The sequence below is a fragment of the Mycobacterium sp. Aquia_216 genome, from assembly GCF_026723865.1.
Classification (GTDB): domain Bacteria; phylum Actinomycetota; class Actinomycetes; order Mycobacteriales; family Mycobacteriaceae; genus Mycobacterium.
The window spans coordinates 2001256-2025409 of record NZ_CP113529.1 but is presented as its reverse complement, the minus strand read 5'-3'; the positions used below and the strand labels follow the sequence as shown (position 1 = coordinate 2025409).

The window sequence follows — 24154 nt, the reverse complement described above, 5'->3', positions numbered from 1 at the left end:
GCTGCCGGCCCGGGGGCGCCGCCGGTTTTTGGGATCGGTAGTCGCGGCCGACCTAGGTACTCATCGCAATCGCAAGGCCACCCAGGTAGCAATGTGCAGACAAATCGGGACGATTTAAAAGGAGTCCAGCCATGACCAGCCTCACCCGCTCAAGCCGCGGTTCACCAAGCGGTTGACACCCATCGTCGACGCCAGTCGCGGCTCGGCAGTGGGCCCCGGACCTCTTTACCTCCGATCATCGACGCACTGTAGCCCTGGACAACCCCCGAGCCGGCTAATTGAGTGCTTTATACGTCGTAGTAGAGCTCGAACTCGTACGGGGTCGGTCGCAAGTTGAACGGCGCAAGCTCGTAATCGCGCTTGTAGTTGATCCACGTCTGGATTAGGTCGGGGGTGAAAACGCTTCCTTCAGTAAGGTATTCACTGTCTTCTTCCAACCGGTCTATCACCGCCGCCAACTGGGTGGGAGCCTGTGGGATCTCCGCGGCCTCTTCCGGCGGCAGCTCGTAGAGGTCCTTGTCGACTGGGGGTGGCGGCTCGATCTTGTGCTTGATCCCGTCCAGCCCGGCCATCAACTGGGCCGCGAACGAAAGGTATGGGTTCCCTGACGAGTCGGGGCAGCGGAACTCCAGCCGCTTGGTCTTCGGGTTGGTCCCAGTGATCGGGATCCGCACGCATGCCGAGCGATTGCGCTGGCTGTAAACCAAATTGATCGGGGCCTCATAGCCGGGAACCAGCCGCTTGTAGGAGTTGACGGTGGGATTGGTGAAGGCCAGCAGCGACGGCGCGTGGTAGAGCAGGCCGCCGATGTAGTGCCGCGCCGTGTCCGACAGGCCGGCGTAGCCCGTCTCGTCGTACATCAACGGACTGCCGTCCTTCCACAACGACTGGTGGCAGTGCATGCCGGAACCGTTATCGCCGAACAGCGGCTTGGGCATGAACGTCACGGATTTACCTGCTTGCCAAGCGGTTTGCTTGACGATGTATTTGAACATCTGATGGTCGTCTGCTGCGTGCAGCAACGTATTGAATTTGTAGTTGATCTCGGCCTGCCCACCGCTGCCCACCTCGTGGTGCCCCTTTTCCAGTAGAAAGCCGGCGTTGGTCAGATGGGTGAGAATCTCATCGCGTAGGTCGACGTAGTGGTCGGTGGGGGCCACCGGGAAGTAGCCGCCCTTGGGGCGGACCTTGTAACCAAGGTTCGGGCTGCCGTCCGATTCGTTCGCTTCTCCGGTGTTCCACCACCCGGATGTCGCGTCCACCTTGTAGAACGAGCCGTTGGTGCGCGAGTCGAAGCTCACCGAGTCGAAGATGTAGAACTCGGCCTCCGGGCCGAAGTACGCGGTGTCGGCGATGCCGGAGCTGATCAAGTAGTTCTCCGCCTTGCGGGCGACATTGCGTGGGTCGCGCGAGTACACCTCGAAAGTGAATGGATCGTGCACGAAGAAGTTCACGTTGAGCGTCTTGCGGGCACGGAACGGGTCGATGGTCGCGGTTTCCGGATCGGGAAGCAGCATCATGTCGGACTCGTGAATCGATTGGAACCCGCGAATCGAGGAGCCGTCGAACGCCAATCCCTCCTCGAATACGGTCTCGTCAAAGGCGTAGATCGGAATTGTGAAGTGCTGCATGGTGCCCGGCAGGTCACAGAAGCGGACATCGACATACTCAACGTGCTCATCGTTGGCGAGCTTGAAGATGTCGTCGGGCGTCTTTTCGAACAATGAGTGCTCCTTTGCTTGGTGGCGCGACAGCGCTTTCTACGCCTCAAGTATTTCGGCTGCGTGACGAGCCCAAGTCGAACCTGTTGCGCCTCAAAAAGAGTTGCGGGACACCGCTGTTGACCTCCCGGGGCAGGTTCGTTCCAGTGGCACGTTTCGGCATTGTGGCCGATAGTCATATGAGCCAGCGGACGCTGGTGTCAGCACAGGTCGGAGTGCTCATGGCGCAGAACAGTCGCGACCGAACCTGTCGACAAACGAACGAAACGACGGCGCGAGATGGGTGAGGTCTTTCAATTCCATCGCGAAATCATCGTCAGCGGCGACGATCCGCTGTCGAGGACGATCGCCGAGGAACTACGGGGCGCGGGCGCACGGATAATCAAGATCAACACTGCCGCCGATCTCCTGGGCGCCGGGGTACATCGCGCGCGCGCCGTCGTCTGCGCTGGGCCCAATGACGCCGTGAATCTCGAAATTGCTTTACTGGCAAGGGAATATAGCCAGAACGTCCGGGTGGTGGCGCGCCTGGCCAACGACGTGTTACGCGAGGCGGTGACCGTCGTCAATGGCCCCGGTGCGATCCTGGACGTCGCCGAGCTCGCGGCGCCATCCCTCGTCGAGGCAGTGCTGTCGCGCAACGCGCATCAGTTCGACACGGCCGGTATCGAATTCGTCGTCTGGGGATCCGAGGCGCCGTACGAGGCAACGCTGCGCGAGATCCACGCCGACCTGGCCCCGGTGGCAGTGGTCCACGGCAAGAACTCACCTACGCCGGGCGAGGTGGTCCCATGTCCGGGACGGGATCTGCAGGTCTACGCCGGCGACTGGACCTCGATGATCGGCGTCAAAGATGAATTGCAAGCCCGCGGGATCACGGTGCCTCCCGCGACTGCGACGCGCTCTCGCCACTCCAGGGTCCGGCGTTTCATCGATGCCGTTCGTGCCATGCGCGACGACGTGAATCCGATGCTTTTCCCCTCGTTGGCATTCGCGGTGCTTGTAACGCTCGGCTCAACTGCCGTGGTGCGGTTCAGCTACCAACACCCGAAGATGTCGTGGATCGACGCCCTGTACTTCGCTTCAGAGACCCTGACGACGGTCGGCTTCGGCGATTTCAGCTTCGCCCAGCAATCCCCGGTGCTGCGAATGTTCGCCGTCGGAGTGATGTTCGGCGGCGTGATCGTGACCGCCCTCCCCGTCGCATTCCTCGCGGACTTGCTGCTGTCGCGCCGCTTTGTCCAAACTGCCGGGCTCCGTCGGGCACGCCATATGCGCGATCACATCGTCGTGATCGGACTGGGGTCGATTGGCGTGCGCGTCGTCAGTGATCTGACCGCTGCCGGATACGACGTCCTCGTCATCGAGCCGGACGAGAACAACCGCTTCCTGTCGACCGTGGCCGAACTCGATGTGCCGGTGATCTTTGGGGATTCGGCGATGCGCCAGACGCTGGAATCGGCGCGTGTCGATCGCGCCCGCGGAGTGGCGGTGGTGACAAAGGACGACATGGAGAACATCGAGACCGGGATCGTCCTGCTGGAGATCTTGGGATCAGATACCAAGGTGCCGATCGTGATGCGCGTTCAAGGCCGGGCGCTGGGCACTGCGGTGAATCGGCGGTTCGGTTTCGAGAACGTGCGCTCGATCGTCGACCTGGCGGCCCCTTGGTTCATCGGCGCGGCGATGGGCCTGCAGGTGCTCGGTACATTCTGGGTCGGGCAACGCTCCTTTATGGTCGGCGGAATGCTCGTGGCGGCGGGCAGCGAGCTGGACGGACTGCGAATGGTGGAACTGTCGACGCAAACTCGGGTCATCGCGATCACTCGGCCGGAGGGACCAATCAGGTTGCGCCCCCGCCGCGACGCCCGGCTGAAAGCCGGCGACACCGTCTACCTCATCGGCCCTTACCGGGAGTTGATCGCGACGCTGCGGAAAGGCCAGCCTCCGCCGCTAACCGCGATCAACGGTGAGCGCGCTGCAACACTGGCCGCGGCGCGTTCGGTGGGTGCGGCGCGTTCGGCACACAGGCCGGACGTACGCCCGCCAAGATGGGCACCCGACCAGCAGGCTTGAGTCGCGGCGCAAATATAGTCGGACGGTCGACGGTGCCTGCGGAGGCGTGTGAACATGCCCTTTGACAATCCGGATGGGTCGCGCGTTTCGGCTGCCGAACACGCGCATTCGCTCGTCGCCGCCGCGCGGAACGATCCGGCGGCGCGGCTGGCGCTACTTCGTCGGCTATACGAGGTGCCGCGTGGCGTGGACCGGGGTTATTTGCCCTACCGGCGCGCGGCGTCGGCGTTCATGGGGTGGCAGCTGCGCCGCGGCCTGCTCAACCCCCACGAGCATTCCTGCCCGGGCATCCCATGGTGGCGGGCGGTGAACGAGACCCTGTTGCGCGACACAGCCGAGGCCCGGGCGATCGCGTTCGGGTATTCGGGCGTGCCGAGTTCACCCGCGTCAGCACATATCTCGAATTCATCCGGCAACCAACCGCACGCAACTGGTACCGCGCACATAACGCCTCAATCGCCGCGGCCTATTTGGCCAACCAAGAACTCGCCCGTAGGGAGGCGCGGGTGGAACGGTTCTTTATCAACGTCGTCCTGATCCGCGTGCTCTACGCCCACGCCCTCGTGGCCGCGCCGCGACTGGCGCTGAGCTGGCTCGCACCGTTCGGGCGACCCCTCGGTGACCCTCGCTTGGGCATGACCGGGATCTTCTTGTCGCTGTCGCGCATCCTTCCGGACCGCTATCCGCTGGGCGACGACGTGGAAACGTACATCGCACTCGAGTACGACTTCGGTCACATGCTCGACGTCGGAGTCATCCAGCCCAGATGGGTTCTGCTCTATGACTGGTCCTCGGATGAGCTGAGCCACCCGACGCTTCGCGACCTCTTGACCGATGGCACCCCCAGTTACGCGTGGGATATCGAGGATGCCGAAATCTGGCGGTTCGAACCTGCTCTACTGGCCCGTGCCGCGCGTCGAATCATCCGACCTTGAGCTTCCAGCCCTTTTAACCGCGGTAGCTGCCCACCTTCGCGGCGTAGTCATCGAGCAATCGAAGCGATTCGTCGAGCGGCTGGGTGGGCAAGAGCAGCGCGAGCCGCTCGAAACCCAAACCCTCGGTGGCGCTCCAATAGTCGGGGTCGATCGGCGTGCCGAACATTGCGAGTGGAACGTCGCGCCCGCTGCCCTCACGCAGCTGATCAATGCGTTTAGTCAGAAGCTCCACAGGGAGCGCGTTGGATATCCAACCGGCGTCGTGGCGGATCACCCGCTTGACCGTGGCGTCAGAATTGCCGCCGATGAAGATCGGCGGGTGCGGTTTCTGAACCGGCTTGGGCCGCGCGTAAGAAGCATCGAAGTTGACGTACTTGCCGTGGTACTCAGCGGGTTCGGCCGTCCACAGCGCCTTGATGGCTTCGATGCGCTCATCGAGCAGAGCGCCGCGCGTCTTCGGGTCGGTGCCGTGATCGCGCAGCTCCTCGATGTTCCAGCCGGCGCCCACGCCAAACACGAAGCGGCCGCCGGAGATCAGATCGATACTGGCGGCTTCCTTGGCCGTGATGATCGGATCACGTTGTATCAGCAGGGCGATCCCGGTGAACAGCTCGATGGACGAGGTCACCGCTGCCGCCGCGGCCAGCGTCACAAACGGATCGAGGGTCCGGTAATAAATTGACGGCAGCTCGCCGCCCTGCGGGTAGGCGGACTCCCGGCTCGCCGGAATGTGTGTGTGTTCTGCAATGACCAGCGACGCGAAACCCCGCTCTTCGATCGCGCGTGCCAGCGAAATCGTGTCGATAGTGTCATCGTTAACGAACGTTGCGATCCCGAACTTCATGCTCACACCTTGCCTGCCGTCGTTGATCTACCGTCTCGCGGACTACTAACGTCTGCGGGCACGCCGCTAATTCCGGTGGGGCGTCGCCTCCTGCGGACGCGGCGCTGCCTGCGGTTGTCAAAGTAGCCACACTGGCGCGCTAGCGGAGAACGTGAACTTGTGCCCGCCTCCGAGCGACAGGCCTCGCGACGTGTCGGTTGTCGCTTGAGGCGGGGCAAATCGAACGCCCACCACGCAAGGGACTCAGGCGAGGATCACAGCGGTTCGCCAATGTCGGGGAGCAATGATATGTCCTCCGGCTGACCGTATCGGCAGAATAATGCCGCAGTCTCCCGAACATTTCTCTTAGCCCATTCAACATTGAAATCACTCAGCGCCTGGTACTCATACGCAAAGCGTTGTTCTCGGTCTCCTACCCGTTTGACCGCTTGGTTTGTGATCACGTCTTGGGTGTACCAGTAGAGAAGATCGTCGAGGCTGCCTACCCGGTCGAAACCCAACGTTCCTCGCTCGTAGAACGTGAAGTGATACGAGCCGTCATCGGCAATATAGATATTGAGGCCATCCTTTGTTAGGAGGCCGATAGGGATGGGTCGGACGCCGAGCCTTTCCGACAATCGGTTTATCGCAGCTTGCAGGTCCGCAGATTTATCTTCCAAGGGGCGGCCCATATTCGTCCAATATGCCCAACCTAACTAGCTCCCAAACGCTAGGTTTCACGCCGTCCGGCCCCAAGACCATGTATTGACGGGAGCCGGTCGACGGCGTCTGGCCGTAATACGGTTGCACTGGTCCTTCGACGACTTGCCAGCCCGGCGGAAGTGGCTTTCCGGTCACCATGTATCGGTTGTAGTCCCCGCCAACCGATTCTGGCGCCAGAGCGCGATCCGCGAAAGGGGTGCCATCGGGCGCAAGGTAGCGGCCGTGCGGGGATCCGAACCGGTCGATGATGGTGCCCTCGGGAAGGTGCGCGGGCTGCGGAACATAGCCTGATGGAAAACCATCATTCAAAGGGTAGCTGCGCAATTCTGGAGTCCCGAACTGAGATGCGAAGTCCTCCCACGGCATGCCGCCAGTGGGGTGCCAGCCGCGCACAACGGCCAAAGGCGCACCGCCCGCGGTGACAGTTTCTGCGGGAAGACCTGCTCTAACCGCTGCCCCTTCCCCACCGAAGAGCAGCCCGGGCAAGGCGATGGCGCCGTCGGCAGCTTTACCCCCCAAAAAGTAGGCCGGACTCGGCGAGTTCAACGCATTTTGCGCTTCCCCGATCGCTGCCCCCGCCGGGTTTAGGGCCGTCTCGACGGTGCCGCTGAGCATCTGCTGCCACGACTGGAATACGCCGGGTGCTCCCGGTCCTCCTACCCCAAGAAGGTTATGAATGCCCTGTTCGGTGGCAAACCAGCGGTCAGCGAAGCCTTCGCCGAATCCCGGCGGTGGCGGGGGCTTTGGCTCTGGCGCGATGTAAGGAGGAATTCCTCCCTCGTCGATCCACCGCTGAGCGCCGGCCACGAGGTCGTCTAGCTTTGCCTCGACCTGATCCGGCGGGACACCATCGGCAATCATGGCTCGGCGGGCTATCGCCCTAGCGTTCTCCATTTCTGCCGGGCTCGGCTGAGGCAGCGGGACGCCGCCGGCGGGCAAGAGCATGTCTCTCAACGTCCGCGGCTGGCCGCCAGCACCCGCAGGAGCCGACGGACCCTTCGGGGGAATCCCGCCCGGCCCGGCGGCCACGGGAGTCGGCGAACCCTTTGGCGGAACACCATCCTGCCCAGGATCGGCGGCGCCAGCCGGCAGCAGCATGTCTCGCCAAGTCTTTGGCTTGCCTCCTGGCACCGCGGGAGCCGATGGATCACTCGGAGGGACACCGGCCGGCGGAGCCTCTGCGGCGCCAGGTGGCATCAACATGTCTTTCCAGGTCTGCGGCTGCCCTTGCGGCGGTGCGGCACCGCCTGGGGATCCGGCGGCATCGAGCGGGACGGCACCGACGGCAGCGCCGATCGCGGTGGCAAGTTCGTGGTCGGCGGTGTGAGCGTGCACCTTGCAGGTGTTGAGCTCGCCCTGCAATATCTGCAGCTGGGTGGCGAGGTCGATTCGATTGGCGGGGATCCCGGCCGCACCGACGTCGATTCGCCAGTCGGGCGTGATGAACCACCCGTTAGCCTGGGCGGCTCGTTCGACGTCGTCCAGCTCACGCTTGCACGCGCTCACGTCGGCCTCGGCCCGCGACACCGCCGCCGCCACCTGCTTGGATTCCGCGCCGTCCGCCTCGATGTCGCGGCGGATCTTGCCCACGTCGCCGCGAAACGCGTCCCCGGCCTCACCTTGCCAGTCGGCGAGAACATTGTGGGCTTGTTGCAGGCTATCCCCCAAGTGCTGCAACGTATTAGCGCGTCCGCTGGCCGTCTCGAACACCGTGTGGATCGCGTTGAGATCCCAGCGCTTGACGTCCGCAGGAGTCAGCGACCCCACCCTTTACTCCTACTTCTGCACCGACTTGAGAGCGCGGGCCGAAGCGTCCTCGTTCTTGGCGTAACCGATCATCGCCTCGGCGACGTGCGTACCCAAACCGCCCACTACGAGCTTGTGTTGGCTGTGGCGGGCCTCCCACCGGGCCGCGACCTGAGCCAACGCCAGCTGCGAGGAGCCAATCCACCCCGGGGCAGCGTCGGCTAAGCCGTCCTCGTGGCCGACGAAGTCCACCGCGGCCTCACCGATCGCATTCAGCACCTGGTTGCTCGCCACGTGCAGCGCAACGAGATCGACATCCAATTCGTCAGCCACGATGCCCCCTCGGTCGCCGGTGCGGTGAAGCGTAGCTCGTTTTGTGGTGCCACGCCCTTCACCTCAGTCCGCCGTAGCCGCCACGACATTCGCCCGGCATTGCTTGTCGTTGCCCATCTCTATCATCGGCTCATGCATAGGGTGCCCTCGATCATCGCCGCCGCGGCCGGCTTGCGAGACCTCTCCACCCCATGAAAACGGCGTTCGCCTTTCTCCCGCTCTACTTCGGGCTGCTCCTTGGTTTCTTCGCGCATCGCGTCTCAGTGGGCCTAGCAGGAGCTGCTTGCGGCCTGCTTTTCGCGGCTTTGATACAACCGGCCTACCGTCGGTCGCGGCGGCGACTGCGGACGGATGCGGGCATCAGGGAGATTGACGCGATGGAGGGCGTGGAGTTTGAAGACTATGTCGCCACACGTATGCAGCGCGCAGGCTGGCGGGTCAGCTTCACCCCTGCCGTCGGCGACTACGGCGTCGACCTGATCGCGGAAAAGGACGGCCAGTATGCGGCGATCCAGTGCAAGCGGCACGGCAAAACGGTGGGTATCGCCGCCGTCCAGCAGGTGGTGGCGGGCGCGCGTCATCACGGGTGTACGCGAAGCATCGTGGTGAGCAATCAGGAGTTCACCGCTGCCGCAAAGCAATTGGCCTACACCCATGGTTGTCAATTGATTGGCCGCAAAGCTTTGCGAAGCTGGGTCCCCGCGCCCACGGGAAAGGCGGCGCTCCCGCAACGACGTTGGGGTAAACAAGTTCGGTCTCTGGCCGACCCGTGACCCTCGCACCTCCCGATACCGGCGGTAGCAGCACTATGATCCTAAGCGCCTGCGGGCGAGGACTGACTACGTCGGCGCGGGCCGAAAATAAGGAGAACGAACATAGTGACAGCCCTCGTCGCGGGCGCTGCCGGGTTCTTGGGTTCCCACCTGTGCGATCGTCTTCGTCGCGACGGCATCGAGGTTCTCGGGCTGGACAACCTCTACACCGGCAGGCACGAAAACATCGAGCACCTCGAGGAAGATCCGGGGTTCAACTTTGTCGAGCACGACATCATCCAGCCGATAGGCGTGGCCGCGACGGGCCCGCTGGACGTCATCTTCAACCTGGCTTGCCCGGGGTCCCCGCGCGCCTACCAGCGCGATCCCCTGTTCACCCTTGAGACGAACTTCGTCGGGACGAGAAACCTCCTCGAACTGGCGCGCGAGACGGGGGCCGTCATTCTGCAAGCTTCCACCAGCGAGATCTACGGGGATCCCACGATCCATCCCCAGGTCGAGAGTTACTGGGGCAACGCCAACTGCTTCGGCGTGCGGGGCTGCTACGAGGAGGGCAAACGAGTCGCGGAGACGCTGATGCTCGAGTATGCGCGTCGCTACGACGTCAGAATCAAGGTCGTCCGCATTTTCAATACGTACGGTCCGAGGATGGCACCGGAGGACGGCCGAATCATCTCCACATTTATCGTCCAGGCGCTGCGGGGAGAGTCGATCACCGTCTTCGGGGACGGCACCCAGACCCGTTCCTTTTGTTATGTAGACGATCTCGTTGACGGGCTCGTGAAGATGGCCGCGAGCGAACCCTCCTTCACAGGACCAGTTAACCTGGGCAGCCACGCCGAACATTCCGTCCTTGAGATCGCAAGAATTATCAAGGAGATGACCGGATCCTCCTCGTCGACCGTCTTCGAGGCCCTGCCGCCGGACGACCCGAGGAAGCGCAAGCCGGACATCGCACTCGCCGAGTCCAGGCTCGGCTGGCGTCCACGAATCCCTTTCGAAGTGGGGGCCGCCCGGACTATCGAGTACTTCCGAGCCTCACCAGCTGGCGCTTCTCACGGCACACTGTGAAGCCGCCGTTTGGCAATATGGCGTGTAGTCGCGGCTGAATCCGTTGAAGCTGCTCAGTCCCACGACGCCCGAACGGGAAGGCTTATGGCTCATCATCTCCATCACCGCGGCAGCCGATGAGATTTCTGCTGGCAAGTTTGGGAAGTCGGGGCGATATCGAGCCGTGCGCGACCATCGGTCGGGAGCTGCATCGTCGAGGTCATGACGTATGCATGGCGGTCCCGCCTAACTTTCTCGGCTTCGTCGAGTCGGTGGGGCTTACCGCGGTCGGCCACGGCCCGGACCAGGTCCTTCACAACGCGGAGATCGAGCGCAAATACGGCAAGACGCCGCATCCCACGACGGCGGCGTGGGAAGTCTTCACCCATCTCGCCCAACTCTGGCCGGAGTTGGGAGACTCACTGAAGTCGCTGGCAGACGGGGCCGACTTGCTCTTGACGGACGCCAGCGAACAAGGGCTGGCCGCAAACGTCGCGGAGTACTACGACATCCCGCAGGCCGCGCTGCACATCTTCCCACTAGAGCCGGAAAATGCGGGTCCGCTGGTCACCAACAACGCTGAAGCAGCCCAGCGCCGGGCGCTAGGTCTGCCCGAGTTAGCGGCCCCTCGGACGCGGCGCCCCCTGGAGATCCAGGCCTACGACGAACTATTCTTCCCCGGGCTGGCAGCGGAATGGAAGAAATACGACCTACGGCGGCCTTTCGTTGGTGGCTTGACGCTGGCGTTGCCGGCGGAGGCCGACGATGACGTCTCGTCGTGGATTGCCGCAGGGACGCCGCCGATCTACTTCGGCTTCGGCAGCAGCGTGCGACTTCCATCTGCTGCTGAGACCGTCGCGGTGATCGGCGCGGCGTGCGGGCAGTTAGGCGAGCGGGCCTTGATTTGCAGTGGTTCGAGTGATTTCACCAATGTCCCGCATTTCGACCACGTAAAGGTCGTGGGCACGGTGAATCACGCGGCCGTCTTCCCGGTTTGCCGCGCGGCCGTCCACCATGCCGGACCCGGCACCACGTTCGCAGGTATACGCGCCGGAATTCCTACGCTGGCCCTTTCGGTCTCGGTCGATCAGCCACTGTGGGCCAATGCGGTCACCCACCTTGGAGTCGGCTTTGGGCGGCCCTTCTTTGAGGCAACACTGGATACGCTGGTCGCCGACCTGCGCTCCATTCTTAATCCACAATGCGTCACTCGAACCCGTGAGGTCGCCGCCCAAATGGCCACTCCCGCCGAAAGTGCCACTGCTGCCGCCGATCTCCTCGAACATGCCGCCCGTCTCGGGCACGTTGACTGAACGGCGAAGGAGCGGGTCATGACCGATCCCTGGATCCTCTATACCGAGGAGATGGACCAGGTCGACGGCTGGTTCTATCAGGCCGACGTTGAGCTCTTCGGCAATTTGCTGGCTCTCCAGACAGCCGAGGACATCAGGGGCGACTTGCTGGAGATCGGCGCATACCAGGGCAAGTCCGCCATCTTGATGGGATACGGCCTCCGGGACGAGGAAGAACTGGTGATCTGCGATCTGTTCGGAGCCGTGATGGATCACGCCGACATCGCGCGGGCCCCGCGCCAGGAGTACTCGGGCCTGGAGCAGCAGCAATTCCTGACCAACTGGGATCGGTTCCATACTCGCCGGCCCACGCTGGAAGTCTGCGAATCATCAGAGCTCGATCTCAAAGACCGCATACTCCGCTTCAGCCACATCGACGGCTGTCACAGCTACCAGTGCGTTGCCAAGGACATCAGCCTCACCGTGACTCACACCGCCAAGCGGGGCGTGATCGCGCTGGACGACTATCGCGGCGTCCAAACCCCCGGCGTGGCCGCGGCCGTCTGGCAGGCAGTGGGCAATGGCTTGTTGTTTCCCTTCGCGGCGACGTACACGAAGATCTACGCCTGCACGTCGGCCGCTGATCAGAAGTACTGGTTGGAGCGGGTGCGCGATCAGCGCGACAACGTGTACTTTCCCGACTTCGAATTGCCGTCATACCGCAGCATCACGGCGGCGCAACTTCGCGACTCGACCGGTGAGCACTAACAGGCACACTGCCAGCATCAGAATGGGCCGGTCGAAGGCCTCGACCGTTTCTCCGACTACGTCCACGTCTTCATTGAGGGGCAACCGGCCTACCCTCGACCTCAGCGGGGTTGAATTTCTCTACGGCAGAGGGATTTCCATTCTTGCCACGCTCGACAGCGACTGCCGTATCACGAGAACTCGCTGGGCAACTGTAGCCAGCCCAGCTGTCAGAGGGCTCCTAGAATCCAGCGGCGAGCCGGTTTCGGCATTCGATCACGGTCGTGATTGTGACGCCATTGGGGCATTTATCCCTTGTTTAGCAACAGCTTTGAGAGCTGGGCGCTCGGATTCACCATAGGACACGGATCACCCAGGTCAGCTATGTGGGAGCCGACACCGATCACGAGTAGAGTGATCTCTGGTTGACAGTCCAGCCGGCCCGGAACACGTCGCCCCTTTAGCGCAGCGTGGGAGCTATCGCTCACAACCGGGGGATTCGGTATTTCCCTTTCGAAAGTTCACAATGCAAACGCGTCCGAAGCGGACTGTCAATCAACGCCCCATGGCTCGGGAGCCTGTCGGCCCGATGCCTTCGACAGCCTCGACGGTGGAACACCGGATGCCGCTGAACGGCGGTGCGATCTCATACACCCAGTCCGGAACCGGACCGGTGGTACTCCTCATCCATGGTTTGGGCGGCACCCGCCGCACCTGGCAGCCCTTGATCCCCGGCTTGGCGCGAACCCACACGGTGATCGCGCCCGATCTTCCTGGCCATGGCCTGTCCGACCCGCCAACTGGGGACTATTCGCTGGGCACGCATGCCTGCGCGATGCGCGACCTACTGCTCACGCTGGGCCATCCTCGGGCAGCCATCGTCGGCCATAGCCTAGGGGGCGGTGTCGCGCTTCAGGTCGCTTATCAATTTCCGCAACGCATCGAGCGCGTCGTCCTTATCAGCAGCGGTGGTCTTGGCGCCGAAGTCACACCCATGCTGCGGGCAGCTGCCCTACGCGGCGCGGACACCGTCATCGCTAGGCTCAGCACGATGCCGGCCCCGCTCGCCCAACGATTGTTCGGGTTCTTACCGACGTTGATCGGAAACTCGGACGCCCGCGTGCTCGCCGACGTGCTCCGCGGGTTGACGGACGACCAGCAACGACGAGCATTCCTGCACACGGCGCGCATCGTCATCCACCGGCGGGGGCTGGCGGTCGGAGCCGGCCACCAACTGGGTGTGCTGCGGGAGATCCCGCTGCTAGTCGCCTGGGGTATCAACGACAAAACCATCGCCCCGCGCCACCACCGTGCCTTCGCGAAACGTATCCCCCACGCCGTGACCGCGCAGATCTCAGACGCGGGGCACTATCCGCACGAGACCGCTCCGGCACAGCTGCTTTCTGCGATGCAAACCTTCCTGGCCGCGACCCAGCCGTCCCGTTGCGTCGAGAACAGGCGGGTACGGCTGCTTTCCTCCCCCGAGCCGGTTGACACCCGCCACCCTGCGAACCCGCCCAGGGATGCCCCTTCCTCCGACTATCGGGTGCGGCAGTGATGGCGATTGCAGACATCGCAGAGTACGCGCATCTGAGCGCCGCAGATGTCGAGGCCCTCGCCCTCCAACTGGACGGCATCCGCCTCGAGATCGAGGAATCGCGCGGCGCGAATGACAGGGCTTATATCCAGCGCACCATCGCTTTTCAGCGTTGTCTCGACCTCGCCGCCCGTATCGCGATCGGCACCAGCCCAACCAGGGCCGGGTGGATTTTGGGAACGGTCGCCCTGGCTGCGGCAAAGAGCATCGAGAACATGGAACTGGGCCACAATATCGGCCACGGCCAATGGGATTGGATGAACGACCCCGAAATCCACTCCACCACCTGGGAATGGGACATGGCGGGCCCGTCCTCACAATGGAGGTACTCCCACAACTACCGCCATCACATGTTCACAAACGTTGTCGGCGTCGACGACGATCTTGGGTACGGCGTTCTGCGGGTCACCCGCGACCAACAGTGGAAACCCAGCAATCTGATACAACCGCTGCGGCATCTGCTGCTGGCGATTGTTTTCGAATGGGGTATCGCGCTGCACGGCTTGTACTCTGAACGAGATCGCGCGCAGACTGACGCCGACAAATCCTCTTGTGCACGGGATTTGCGCAGGAAGATTGTGCGTCAGGCAGCCAAAGACTACGTGTTGTTCCCGGCATTCGGCGGCCGGCGCTGGCGGCGCGTGTTAGTCGGCAATATGCTGGCCAACCTGCTTCGCAACGTTTGGGCATATGCGGTGATCTGCTGCGGTCACTTCACCGACGGAGCCGAGACGTTCGCGCCTGAGACCCTGGAAGGTGAGACCAAGCCGCACTGGTATCTGCGACAAATGTTGGGCAGCGCCAATTTTCACGCTGGACCGGTGCTCGCGTTCATGAGTGGAAACCTCTGCTATCAGATCGAACACCATCTCTTCCCGGATCTGCCCAGCAATCGCTATGCGCAAATCGCAAGCCAGGTGCAGGCCGTCTGTGCCGCATACGACCTGCCCTACACCACCGGCTCGCTGCCCCGGCAATACCTGCAAGTCCTGCGCACGATCGTCAAACTGGCTGTCCCAGACTGGTTTTTACGCGCCACCTCCGATGAGGCTCCCGAGACCACGTCCGAGAAGCAATTTGGCCGCGAATTCTCGATGACCACCACCGCCTGAACTGTCGCGACCCAGCAGGACGCGTCCCGAGGCCCGCCCTTACAGCTGGTCGAGTCGAGGAAAAAGGGTTTCCTGCGCCAAGAGCTGGAGGGCGGCTGCGATCGGAATGGCGACAAGGGCTCCGACAATCCCGAGTAGCGAGCCACCGATCAAGGCGGCCACCACCGTCATGAGCGCCGATACCTTGACCGCTCGCCCGATGATCTTTGGCACCAACAGATAGTCCTCGGCGAGCCGGAACACCACGAAGAACACGGTGGTACCGATACACACCGGAAGCGACACGGTGAGCGCGACGGCGGCGACGACGACACCAGCGATGGTCGACCCGACGACCGGGATCAAGTCGAAGACCGCTACGAAGATACCCAGCAGCAGCGGGTAGGGAACCGAGAATGCCAACAGCCAGATGAAGGTGGCGACCCCGGCGATGATCGAGATCAACACGTTGCCAAGAACGTAGGCGCCCACCTTGGCGAAGACCTCGTCGCCGATGAGGATGGCGCGGGGTCGGCGGCTGTGCGGCACCAGCCGGTACAGGGTGGTTCGGATACGGGGCATGTCGACCAGGAAGTAGACCATCAGTACCGCGACGATGACGATGTCGGCAATTGCTTCGAATACGGCGGTTCCCGCCGTCACCACATCGTTGAGGATCGACCCACCCGAGCCGTTGACGGCGTCGGTGATCCGCTGCTGCAGATGGAAGCGGTCGTTGAGCCTGCCGACCGCCGAGGAGTGGTCTTGGGCCTGCTGAATGTATTGCGGCGCTTGGTGTATCAGCTCAGCCGCCTGTTGGGCGAGCGGCGGGATTGCGGCCCCGATGAAGGCACCCAACAGCACAAGAAAGATGATGAACACCAGCGTGGTCGCGGCCCACCGCGGCAGCTTGTGATTCACGAACCAGGAAGCGGCCGGTTCCAGACCGAGCGCGAGAAAGAATGCCACGCCGATGAGGATCAGTATCGAGGACATGGATTCCAGGACACGCACTGCCCCGTAGGTGACCGCGACCCCGGCGGCCGCTGCCATCCCGACGAAGAAGGGGGATCGCCGATCGAAGCGGCGCCCCGGCCGACCGAGGGGCTGCTCTTCGGAACTCATCTCGGCGGCCGTCGTCTCCGCCTGGGCGACGGGACCGTTTTGCTGGTGGGGTTGGGCGACCAGATCGCGATCTACCTCGGCGTCTCGCCCCTCGGTGATGAGGTCGTTGTCAACTCGAGCCATTTGACGCCTCCGCTAATCCGTCCGTGGAATAACTCCGCTTTCCCGTGTACCCGCTTCCCGAGCGGCGAACAGCTGAGTCTCGATCAGGTGCACATCCTCTGCTTGCGTTCCTTTTATCGGGGTATTCACCGACGGACGCAGGAAATTTCGGACGTCCGACAGCGTGGCTACCGAAACGTCTCCTTTTCAACGCCCACTTTCACCAGGAGAACGCATGCCCGCCCCCCGTAAACCCGACCAGTCCAGTCCAAAGCTGACCAGCCCGACCGGCGTCACCAACGGCCAGACGCCCGACGTCGATCCCCGCGCCCAGTCCGGTAAATACCTGACCACCGCGCAAGGCTTGCGGCTGCCCGACACCGATCACTCACTAAAGGGCGGGGACCGCGGTCCGACACTGCTGGAGGACTTTCACCTGCGGGAGAAGATCACCCACTTCGATCACGAGCGCATCCCGGAGCGCGTGGTGCACGCCCGCGGGGCCGCAGCGCACGGTGTGTTCGAGTCCTATGGCACCGCGAAGTCGGTCACCAAAGCGGGATTCCTCGGCAAGAAGGGCACGAAAACCGATGTCTTCACCCGGTTTTCCACCGTGCTGGGTTCGCGGGGTTCGGCCGACACGGTCCGTGACACCCGAGGGTTTGCCGTGAAGTTCTACACCGAGGAGGGCACCTTCGACCTGGTAGGCAACAACATGCCCGTTTTCTTCATTCAGGACGGCATCAAGTTCCCTGACATCATCCACGCCGCCAAGCCGCAACCGGATCGGGAAATCCCGCAGGCGCAGTCCGCGCATGACACGTTCTGGGACTTCGTGTCGCTGCATACCGAGGCTACTCACCACGTGTTGTGGAACATGAGCGATCGGGGCATCCCGCGGTCTTTCCGGACGATGGAGGGGTTCGGAGTGCACACCTTTCGCCTCGTCAACGCCACCGGAGAAACCAGCCTGGTGAAGTTCCACTGGAAACCGGTCGCCGGAGTGCATTCGTTGGTGTGGGAAGAAGCGCAGATCGCCGCCGGGTGCGACCCGGACTTTCACCGCCGCGACATGGCCGACGGCATCGAGGCGGGTGCATTCCTCGAATATGAGCTCGGCATCCAGGTGATGCCCGATGACGGCAGCGACAGCTTCGAAGGAATCGATCTGCTCGACCCGACGAAACTGGTACCCGAGGAACTCGCGCCGGTGCAGCTGATCGGGAAGATGACGTTAAATCGCAACCCCACCAACTACTTTGCCGAAACCGAGCAGGTCGCCTTCCACACCGGCAACCTGGTGCCAGGTATCGAACCGACCAACGACCCACTCATGCAGGCGAGGTTGTTCTCCTACCTGGACACCCAGATCACCCGGCTCGGCGGCCCGAACTTCGCGCAACTGCCGATCAACCGGCCGCACTGCCCGGTCAACGACATGCTGCGCGACGGGATGCACCAGAGCGCCATCCATACCGGGACGGCCGCCTATCACCCCAACAGCATCGACGGGGACGAGCCGCTGCTGGCCAGCGAGAAGGACGGCGGGTACGTGGCGACCCCCCGGGTTATCTACGGGGCAGCGGTGCGTTCGCAGCCGGCCTCCTTCGACGACCACTTCTCCCAGTCGACGATGTTCTACCGCAGTCTGAGCCCGATCGAACAAGCCCACGTGGTGGAGGCGTTCACCTTCGAATTGGGCAAGGTCTATGAGCAGGAGATCAAGGAACGCGAATTGCAGGTGCTGGCCAACGTGGACACCGATCTGTGCGAGCAGGTGGCCGAGGGCCTGGGTTTGCCGGCCCCGAAAGGCAAGCCCGCAAAGGACGTCATCGTTTCGCCGGCGTTGGTCCAAATACTTGCCGAGCCCGGACCGATCGATGGACGCAAGATTGGCGTCATCGCCGATGCAGGCTCCGATCTCGCCGGCGTGTCGAAGCTGGTGAAGGCGGCCGCCGGGCTCGGTGTCACCGCACTGGTGATCGCCCCCGTCGGTGGCGTCTTGAAGGCCGGTCGCCGTAACGTCACGGTGGACCGGACGCTGTTGACGACGCGGTCGATCGAGTACGACGCGCTCGTCGTAGCCGGCGGTACGACAGCGACCGCCGATATCAAGCTGGTTGTCCTGCTTCAGGAAGCGTTCCGGCACTGCAAGGTAATCGCGGCGTGGGGCGACGGCACCGCAGTCCTGCACGCGGCGGGGATCACTCCGGCGGACCCCGGGATAGAGATCGCCGACACAGTGGACACGGCCTTCACCGCCGCGCTGGCGGCCGGATTGGGACTACACCGCGCCTGGGACCGAGCCGGCCTGGTGATGGCCTCGGCCGCGCCCCCAGCCGGCTGAGCCAACCAGCGCGAACGCCCCCGCAGAATGCTTACACGACTTGATAATTCACTCCGGGTGCTTAGGAGGCACTAGACATGAAGGCAGTCACCTGGCACGGCAAGCGCGACGTTCGCGTAGAGACCGTGGCAGATCCGCTCATCGAAGAACCCACGGACGCGATCATCGAAATCACGTCCACTAACATCTGTGGCTCCGACCTGCACCTGTACGAAGTGCTCGGCGCCTTCATGAATCCCGGCGACATCCTGGGCCACGAACCGATGGGAATCGTGCGCGAAGTGGGTCGCGATGTGACGAACCTGGTGGCTGGCGACCGTGTCGTGATCCCGTTCCAGATCTCCTGCGGCAGTTGCTATATGTGCAACCAGCAGCTCTATACGCAGTGTGAGACCACGCAGGTCCGCGACCAAGGGATGGGTGCTGCTCTATTCGGATACTCCGAGCTCTACGGCGAGGTCCCCGGCGGACAGGCCGAACTGCTTCGGGTGCCGCAGGCTCAGTTCACCCACATCAAGGTGCCTGAGGGGCCGCCGGATTCGCGATACGTCTACCTTTCCGACGTCCTGCCGACCGCGTGGCAGGCCGTCGCCTACGCCGATATCCCTGACGGCGGGTCGGTCACCGTGCTCGGCCTCGGGCCGATCGGCGACATGGCTACACGCATCGCCGCGCACTTGGGTTACAACGTCATCGCGGTCGACCGAGTCACGGAACGATTGGCCCGAGCCGAGGCCCGCGGTTACCGGACCGTCAATCTGGAAGAGGCCGGCGACAAGCTCGGCGACCTGATCCGCGATCTCACCGACGGCCGCGGCACCGACTCGGTGATCGACGCCGTCGGGATGGAGGCGCACGGATCGCCGGTAGCCAAATTGGCCCAAGATGTCACGGGCCTGCTGCCCGACGCATTGGCAAAGCCGATGATGCAGAAGGCAGGCGTCGACCGCCTCGGTGCGTTGTACGCAGCGATCGACATCGTCCGCCGCGGCGGCACCATCTCCTTGAGCGGGGTGTACGGCGGAATGGCCGACCCGATGCCGATGCTCACCTTGTTCGACAAGCAGATTCAGTTGCGGATGGGTCAGGCCAACGTCAAGAAGTGGGTGGACGACATCATGCCGCTGCTGTCCGACGGTGACCCGCTGGGTGTCGACAGCTTCGCCAGCCACACCCTGCCCTTGGCCGAGGCGCCGCATGCCTACGACATCTTCCAGAAGAAGCAGGACGGCGCAGTCAAGATCATCCTCAAACCCTGAGGCGGGAAAAGCCTTCTGCTTTGGTCGAATACGCTCGCCCGGCGTTTGGCGGGAATAGATAAGGGGAAACCCAGATCGGGGCGCACAGTGCGTGACCGGCCAATACACAAACCGTAAGGGGTAGGCCAATGGGAGAGCACAACAGTGGACCAGAAGAAGGTATCAAGGGCGTCGTCGAGGGCGTCAAGGGCAAGGCCAAGGAAGTCGTCGGCTCGGTCACCGGTCGTGACGACATTCAGCGCGAGGGGCAGGCCCAGCAAGACAAGGCCGATGCACAGCGCGATGCCGCCAAGAAGGAAGCCGAAGCCGAGGGTGCCCGCGGTGCAGCCGAGGCCAGTGAGGCTCGCGAAAAGGCTGAGCAGAACTAGACGTTCACCAGATAAGGCCCAGCCCCTGCATAGGGGCTGGGCCTTATCTGTTTGCCTATTCTTGCTCGGGTACAAGCGCTCTGCGCGTTTCGCGGAGGAACCGCAGGGTATCAGGCAACGATGACTTCTCTATGGCTTACCGACCGAGTCGAACAACCTTGGGCTGTAAGCCAGCTCGACGACGGCCCCCGGTCCGCCGACGTCGTCGTCGTGGGCGCAGGCATTACTGGGCTGATGACTGCGGTTCTGTTAGCCCGCGCCGGCAAGGACGTGTTGGTGTTGGAGGCACGCACCGTGGGGGCATGCGCCACCGGAAACACCACCGCCAAGATCAGCCTGCTGCAGGGCAGCAACCTATCGAAGATCCTGGCCAAGCACGGTAAGGGCGTGGCCCGTGCTTACGTGGACGGCAATCGTGAAGGGCAGCAGTGGGTTCTCGACCACTGCGAGTCCCGGGGTGTGGCGGTGCAGCGCGAGGATGCCTACACCTACGCCCAGTCCGCGAAGGGCGTCGCGACCGCTCGGGCCGAACTGAAGGCATGCCAGACGGTCGGGCTGCCCGCGGTGTGGGAAGACGACGCCAAGGTGCCGTTTCCGTACTACGGCGGCGTGCGCCTGGCCGAGCAGGCGCAGTTCGATCCCATGTCATTCCTGGACACGTTGGTCGTCGAATTACTCAGTCGCGGCGGACGGTTGGTCGAGCACACCCGGGTGCGGCGGGTGTCCGGCCCCGGAAGCAGCCTCCGCGTACACGTCAACGACGCCGCGCAGCAGGAAGTCGAGATCAAAGCCCCGCAACTTGTGCTTGCCACCGGGATTCCAATCCTGGACCGTGGCGGTTATTTCGCGCGTGTGAAGCCAAGTCGCTCTTACTGCTTCGCTTTCAAGGTCCCGGGCGACATCACCCGGCCGATGATGATTTCCACCGACTCCCCCACGCGTTCAGTGCGCTACGCGCCAGTCGCGGACGGGGAGCGATTGATCGTGGGCGGCGCCGGCCACACCGTGGGGCGCGAAAAGAGCCCCTCCGACGCGCTGGCGGAATTGTTGTCGTGGGCGCGTGCACACTACCCGGGCGCGGTCCAGACCCATTTTTGGTCGGCGCAGGACTACACCCCCATCGATGATTTGCCCTATGTCGGCCCAATCTTGCCGAAAAACGAATCCATCTTCATCGCAACAGGTTTCAACAAATGGGGCATGACGAACGGCGCCGCGGCTGCGCTAGCGCTGTCGAGCCGGATACTGGGTGGTCGGATGGACTGGTCCAGCGCCTTTGCCAGCTGGAGCCCGCACGAACTGTCGGGCCTGCTGACCGCCGTCCAATCCAACCTCGAGGTCGGCTTCAACTTGACCAAGGGCTGGGTCACCCCGGCGGCACGCACGGGCCGGCGCGGACCCAATGAGGACGAGGGCGGCGTGGTGAGCGGACCACCATGGCATCTGGAAGCCAGATCCCAGGTCGATGGCACAGCGTATCGTGTTTCACCGGTATGCCCCCACCTTGGGGGAATCGTGAATTGGAACGACGCCGACATGTCGTGGGAATGCCCGCTGCACGGCTCGCGGTTCGCGCCCGATGGCACCCTGCTAGAAGGACCCGCCACCCGCGATTTGACCGCACACCCTGCTAAATAACGACGGGTCGATGTTGGTGCACGCGGGACATTTTCGAACGACGTAGGCGACCGAAGCCGCTAGCGTCGCCCCACCCGATTGGTGATGCGACGCCCGGTGACACCCAGGTAGATACCGATGAGGATGCACGCGAAAACGGTGCCGACCAGGAAGGGGATGATCTTGAACCCGCCATTTTGGTTGGAGTAGCCCAGTTTGTAGGACACCCAGGTTCCAAGAAAGGCCCCGAGCGCGCCCAGGATCACCGTTACGATGACGCCGATGTTCTGCTTGCCCGGCATGATGAGCCTGGCCAAGGCGCCGACGAGAAGTCCTAGGACGACGGCACCAACAATTGTCCCGATCATACTGAACTCCTCTGCTGGGTAGGTCGGCACTGAATAAGTAGGGGGATACCCGCTTTTGTCTTGCTAACCCTGGTGATTCGCGCTGAGGCGAGACTCAGGAAAAACTTGCCGAAATGCACGGACTAGCGCGTCCTTTTGCGCTTACGGGGTACCGCTACATCCATGACCGTAACTCGAGACATCGCCGCGAGCCGTCATCGCGTGTGGGACGTACTGGCCGACGGGTGGACGTACTCAGGCTGGGTCGTCGGCAATAGCCGAATCCGCGCCGTGGACTCGAACTGGCCCGCGCCCGGCACCCGCATTCTGCATTCCATCGGCACCTGGCCGGCGGTGATCGACGACGAGACGGTGGTAGAAGAGAGCATTCCCGGTGAAAAGCTGGTCCTGATAGCGAAGATCCGGCCGGCAGCGGAGGCCCGAATCACATTGCAACTCAGCGATCTTGCCGATGGTGGGTGCCGCGTCGCAATGAGCGAGATCGTGGTGAGTCGCCCACTGCGCTGGATCCCCGACAGCGTGCAGCTGCTCGGAGTGGCTCCCCGCAACCGGGAATGTACCTGGCGGTTGGCCAATATCGCCGAACAGCAGGTCCCCGAGGTCCTCGAATAGCGGTCGAATAGCGGTCCCGCTCACGGTGCTCGCGGAGTACGGGTTGCCACCGGTTAGCCCGACAAGACCACCAACCGGATGGCGATGTAGCGCAAAACCGCCGCGTCCGCGGTGCGGCGTGGAATATCTCGTGGTAGCCGACAGCGCATAGAACACCGCACGAATGCTTAACAGCACGCCGCTGACGGCGAGTAGTACGGTCGCCACTCAGCAATCCACACTCCAACCGACATCGTTGCGCCACGGGCTGAGGAATCGCCGGGTCAGGCCTATGAATTACTGCGCCGCAGCGTCGAGCTGGCCCTGGGTCGCCTGCAGCAACTCCTCCCAGGACTTCTCGAATTTCTCGACCCCTTCGTTCTCCAGCACCAGGAACACATCACGCAGGTCGATACCGACGGCCTCGAGATTGTCGAATACCGCTTGGGCGCGCTCGGATGTCCCGGTGACGCTATCGGTGGTGATGACTCCGTGATCGGCGACCGCGTCGATCGTCTTCTCCGGCATAGTGTTCACGGTGTTCGGGGCGATGAGTTCGGTGACGTAGAGAGTGTCGGAGTAGTCGGGGTTCTTCACCCCGGTCGACGCCCACAGCGGGCGCTGCACCCGGGCCCCATCGCCCTTGAGAGTTTCGTAGCGGTCGCCACCTTCAAACACCTCTTGGTACGCGGCATAGGCCAGTCGGGCGTTGGCCACCCCGGCTTGGCCGCGCAGAGCCGCAGCCTCATCGGTGCCGAGAGCTTCCAGACGACTGTCGATTTCGGTGTCCACCCGGGAGACGAAGAACGACGCGACGGAGTGGATGGTGGACAGGTCGTGTCCGACCGCCTTGGCGGCTTCCAAACCGGCTAGGTAGGCATCCATCACGAGCTTGTGCCGCTCGACCGAGAAGATCAGCGTGACGTTGACCGAGATGCCTTGGCCGATCACGGCGGTGATCGCGGATAGACCGTCTTCCATCGCGGGAATTTTGATGAAGAGGTTGGGCCTGTCGACGATCTTCCATAGCTCGACGGCTTGCGCGATCGTTTTGTCGGCGTCATGCGCGAGGCGCGGATCGACTTCGATTGATACTCGGCCGTCGGCACCGTCTGAGGCCTTCCACTGCGGCGTGAGCAGATCGCACGCGGCGCGCACGTCATCGGTGGTTACCGCGCGAATTGTGGCCTCGACGTCGGTGCCGCGCTTCGCCAGTTCAGCGACTTGAGCGTCATAGGCGTTGCCCTGGGACAGGGCTGCCTGGAAAATCGACGGATTGGTGGTAACGCCGACGACGCATTTCGTGTCGATCAACTCGCCGAGACTGCCGGACGACAATCGCTCTCGGGACAGGTCGTCCAGCCATACCGACACCCCGGCCGCGGATAGCGCGGCGAGGTTGGGGTTCTGAGTCATCTTCGTTGCGTGCCTTCCTGACGGCGAGAATTGTTGTGTCGCAGTTATTTCCGC

At 63.1% G+C, this 24154-nt stretch carries 21 protein-coding genes; 13 read left to right on the top strand and 8 right to left on the bottom strand.

Annotation, left to right across the window (positions count from 1 at the left end; translation table 11 throughout):
• Positions 1 to 287: 287 nt before the first annotated feature.
• The gene (gene glnA / locus OK015_RS09530; RefSeq protein WP_268130955.1) at positions 288 to 1724 is read right to left on the bottom strand and encodes a type I glutamate--ammonia ligase; all 1437 of its coding nucleotides are present in this window, start codon (positions 1722 to 1724) and stop codon (positions 288 to 290) included.
• 276 nt (positions 1725 to 2000) lie between these two features.
• On the opposite strand from glnA, the gene OK015_RS09525 reads away from it, so the two are divergent.
• Together OK015_RS09525 and OK015_RS09520 are read left to right on the top strand one after the other, a co-directional pair.
• Positions 2001 to 3797 (top strand): NAD-binding protein, encoded by a 1797-nt coding sequence (locus tag OK015_RS09525; RefSeq protein WP_268130954.1) that lies wholly within the window; start codon positions 2001 to 2003, stop codon positions 3795 to 3797.
• A gap of 236 nt (positions 3798 to 4033) precedes the next feature.
• Positions 4034 to 4732 carry a hypothetical protein gene (locus OK015_RS09520; protein WP_268130952.1) on the top strand — a complete coding sequence of 233 codons (699 nt, stop codon included), beginning with the start codon at positions 4034 to 4036 and terminating at the stop codon, positions 4730 to 4732.
• Positions 4733 to 4745: 13 nt separating this feature from the next.
• On the opposite strand, the gene OK015_RS09515 is transcribed toward OK015_RS09520, so the two are convergent.
• The 4 genes from OK015_RS09515 to OK015_RS09500 all read right to left on the bottom strand — a co-directional run bounded on the left by OK015_RS09515 (position 4746) and on the right by OK015_RS09500 (position 8357).
• On the bottom strand, positions 4746 to 5576 hold the full coding sequence (locus OK015_RS09515; RefSeq protein WP_268130950.1) for an LLM class F420-dependent oxidoreductase: 831 nt from the start codon (positions 5574 to 5576) through the stop codon (positions 4746 to 4748).
• Between the two features lie 254 nt (positions 5577 to 5830).
• On the bottom strand, positions 5831 to 6166 hold the full coding sequence (locus OK015_RS09510; protein WP_326498544.1) for an Imm63 family immunity protein: 336 nt from the start codon (positions 6164 to 6166) through the stop codon (positions 5831 to 5833).
• A 58-nt stretch (positions 6167 to 6224) separates the two neighbouring features.
• Complete coding sequence (locus OK015_RS09505) at positions 6225 to 8045, bottom strand: TNT domain-containing protein (RefSeq protein WP_268130946.1); 1821 nt, start codon at positions 8043 to 8045, stop codon at positions 6225 to 6227.
• 9 nt (positions 8046 to 8054) lie between these two features.
• Positions 8055 to 8357, bottom strand: a complete 303-nt coding sequence (locus OK015_RS09500; protein WP_268130943.1) for an RNA 2'-phosphotransferase — start codon at positions 8355 to 8357, stop codon at positions 8055 to 8057.
• 191 nt (positions 8358 to 8548) lie between these two features.
• Here OK015_RS09500 and OK015_RS09495 point away from each other — a divergent pair, with 191 nt between their 5' ends.
• The 6 genes from OK015_RS09495 to OK015_RS09470 all read left to right on the top strand — a co-directional run bounded on the left by OK015_RS09495 (position 8549) and on the right by OK015_RS09470 (position 14928).
• Positions 8549 to 9130, top strand: a complete 582-nt coding sequence (locus OK015_RS09495) for a restriction endonuclease (protein ID WP_268130941.1) — start codon at positions 8549 to 8551, stop codon at positions 9128 to 9130.
• 105 nt (positions 9131 to 9235) lie between these two features.
• The gene (locus OK015_RS09490) at positions 9236 to 10201 is read left to right on the top strand and encodes a UDP-glucuronic acid decarboxylase family protein (RefSeq protein ID WP_268130939.1); all 966 of its coding nucleotides are present in this window, start codon (positions 9236 to 9238) and stop codon (positions 10199 to 10201) included.
• Positions 10202 to 10317: 116 nt separating this feature from the next.
• On the top strand, positions 10318 to 11493 hold the full coding sequence (locus tag OK015_RS09485; protein WP_268130938.1) for a glycosyltransferase: 1176 nt from the start codon (positions 10318 to 10320) through the stop codon (positions 11491 to 11493).
• 18 nt (positions 11494 to 11511) lie between these two features.
• Entirely contained in the window at positions 11512 to 12240 is a 729-nt protein-coding gene (locus OK015_RS09480; RefSeq protein ID WP_268130937.1) for a class I SAM-dependent methyltransferase, read from the top strand.
• A 568-nt stretch (positions 12241 to 12808) separates the two neighbouring features.
• Entirely contained in the window at positions 12809 to 13777 is a 969-nt protein-coding gene (locus tag OK015_RS09475) for an alpha/beta fold hydrolase (RefSeq protein WP_268130935.1), read from the top strand.
• Positions 13777 to 14928 (top strand): fatty acid desaturase family protein, encoded by a 1152-nt coding sequence (locus OK015_RS09470; protein WP_268130934.1) that lies wholly within the window; start codon positions 13777 to 13779, stop codon positions 14926 to 14928. Before OK015_RS09475 ends, OK015_RS09470 begins: the two co-directional genes overlap by 1 nt.
• A gap of 39 nt (positions 14929 to 14967) precedes the next feature.
• Here the strand turns inward: OK015_RS09470 and OK015_RS09465 are convergent, their stop codons facing one another.
• On the bottom strand, positions 14968 to 16155 hold the full coding sequence (locus OK015_RS09465; protein ID WP_268130933.1) for an AI-2E family transporter: 1188 nt from the start codon (positions 16153 to 16155) through the stop codon (positions 14968 to 14970).
• Positions 16156 to 16369: 214 nt separating this feature from the next.
• Here OK015_RS09465 and OK015_RS09460 point away from each other — a divergent pair, with 214 nt between their 5' ends.
• From OK015_RS09460 to OK015_RS09445, 4 genes are all read left to right on the top strand, one after another.
• Positions 16370 to 18481 (top strand): catalase, encoded by a 2112-nt coding sequence (locus tag OK015_RS09460; protein ID WP_268130932.1) that lies wholly within the window; start codon positions 16370 to 16372, stop codon positions 18479 to 18481.
• A gap of 77 nt (positions 18482 to 18558) precedes the next feature.
• Positions 18559 to 19740 carry a zinc-dependent alcohol dehydrogenase gene (locus OK015_RS09455; protein WP_268130931.1) on the top strand — a complete coding sequence of 394 codons (1182 nt, stop codon included), beginning with the start codon at positions 18559 to 18561 and terminating at the stop codon, positions 19738 to 19740.
• A 128-nt stretch (positions 19741 to 19868) separates the two neighbouring features.
• Complete coding sequence (gene mbp1, locus OK015_RS09450; protein WP_268130929.1) at positions 19869 to 20108, top strand: microaggregate-binding protein 1; 240 nt, start codon at positions 19869 to 19871, stop codon at positions 20106 to 20108.
• A 120-nt stretch (positions 20109 to 20228) separates the two neighbouring features.
• Complete coding sequence (locus OK015_RS09445; protein ID WP_268130928.1) at positions 20229 to 21746, top strand: FAD-dependent oxidoreductase; 1518 nt, start codon at positions 20229 to 20231, stop codon at positions 21744 to 21746.
• A 59-nt stretch (positions 21747 to 21805) separates the two neighbouring features.
• Here OK015_RS09445 and OK015_RS09440 read toward each other — a convergent pair whose 3' ends face one another.
• Complete coding sequence (locus OK015_RS09440) at positions 21806 to 22093, bottom strand: GlsB/YeaQ/YmgE family stress response membrane protein (RefSeq protein WP_268130926.1); 288 nt, start codon at positions 22091 to 22093, stop codon at positions 21806 to 21808.
• A 162-nt stretch (positions 22094 to 22255) separates the two neighbouring features.
• On the opposite strand from OK015_RS09440, the gene OK015_RS09435 reads away from it, so the two are divergent.
• Positions 22256 to 22705: an SRPBCC family protein gene (locus OK015_RS09435; protein ID WP_268130924.1), complete on the top strand. Its 450-nt coding sequence runs from the start codon at positions 22256 to 22258 to the stop codon at positions 22703 to 22705.
• Positions 22706 to 22981: 276 nt separating this feature from the next.
• Here OK015_RS09435 and tal read toward each other — a convergent pair whose 3' ends face one another.
• Positions 22982 to 24100 carry a transaldolase gene (tal, locus tag OK015_RS09430; RefSeq protein ID WP_268130923.1) on the bottom strand — a complete coding sequence of 373 codons (1119 nt, stop codon included), beginning with the start codon at positions 24098 to 24100 and terminating at the stop codon, positions 22982 to 22984.
• Between the last annotated feature and the right edge of the window lie 54 nt (positions 24101 to 24154).

Coding starts and splice junctions, on each gene's coding strand:
- OK015_RS09525 (WP_268130954.1), top strand. CDS start 2,001: ATGGGTGAGGTCTTTCAATTCCATCGCGAAATCATCGTCAGCGGCGAC.
- OK015_RS09515 (WP_268130950.1), bottom strand. CDS start 5,576: ATGAAGTTCGGGATCGCAACGTTCGTTAACGATGACACTATCGACACG.
- OK015_RS09495 (WP_268130941.1), top strand. CDS start 8,549: ATGAAAACGGCGTTCGCCTTTCTCCCGCTCTACTTCGGGCTGCTCCTT.
- OK015_RS09485 (WP_268130938.1), top strand. CDS start 10,318: ATGAGATTTCTGCTGGCAAGTTTGGGAAGTCGGGGCGATATCGAGCCG.
- OK015_RS09480 (WP_268130937.1), top strand. CDS start 11,512: ATGACCGATCCCTGGATCCTCTATACCGAGGAGATGGACCAGGTCGAC.
- OK015_RS09475 (WP_268130935.1), top strand. CDS start 12,809: ATGCCTTCGACAGCCTCGACGGTGGAACACCGGATGCCGCTGAACGGC.
- OK015_RS09470 (WP_268130934.1), top strand. CDS start 13,777: ATGGCGATTGCAGACATCGCAGAGTACGCGCATCTGAGCGCCGCAGAT.
- OK015_RS09465 (WP_268130933.1), bottom strand. CDS start 16,155: ATGGCTCGAGTTGACAACGACCTCATCACCGAGGGGCGAGACGCCGAG.
- OK015_RS09460 (WP_268130932.1), top strand. CDS start 16,370: ATGCCCGCCCCCCGTAAACCCGACCAGTCCAGTCCAAAGCTGACCAGC.
- OK015_RS09455 (WP_268130931.1), top strand. CDS start 18,559: ATGAAGGCAGTCACCTGGCACGGCAAGCGCGACGTTCGCGTAGAGACC.
- mbp1 (WP_268130929.1), top strand. CDS start 19,869: ATGGGAGAGCACAACAGTGGACCAGAAGAAGGTATCAAGGGCGTCGTC.
- OK015_RS09445 (WP_268130928.1), top strand. CDS start 20,229: ATGACTTCTCTATGGCTTACCGACCGAGTCGAACAACCTTGGGCTGTA.
- OK015_RS09440 (WP_268130926.1), bottom strand. CDS start 22,093: ATGATCGGGACAATTGTTGGTGCCGTCGTCCTAGGACTTCTCGTCGGC.
- OK015_RS09435 (WP_268130924.1), top strand. CDS start 22,256: ATGACCGTAACTCGAGACATCGCCGCGAGCCGTCATCGCGTGTGGGAC.
- tal (WP_268130923.1), bottom strand. CDS start 24,100: ATGACTCAGAACCCCAACCTCGCCGCGCTATCCGCGGCCGGGGTGTCG.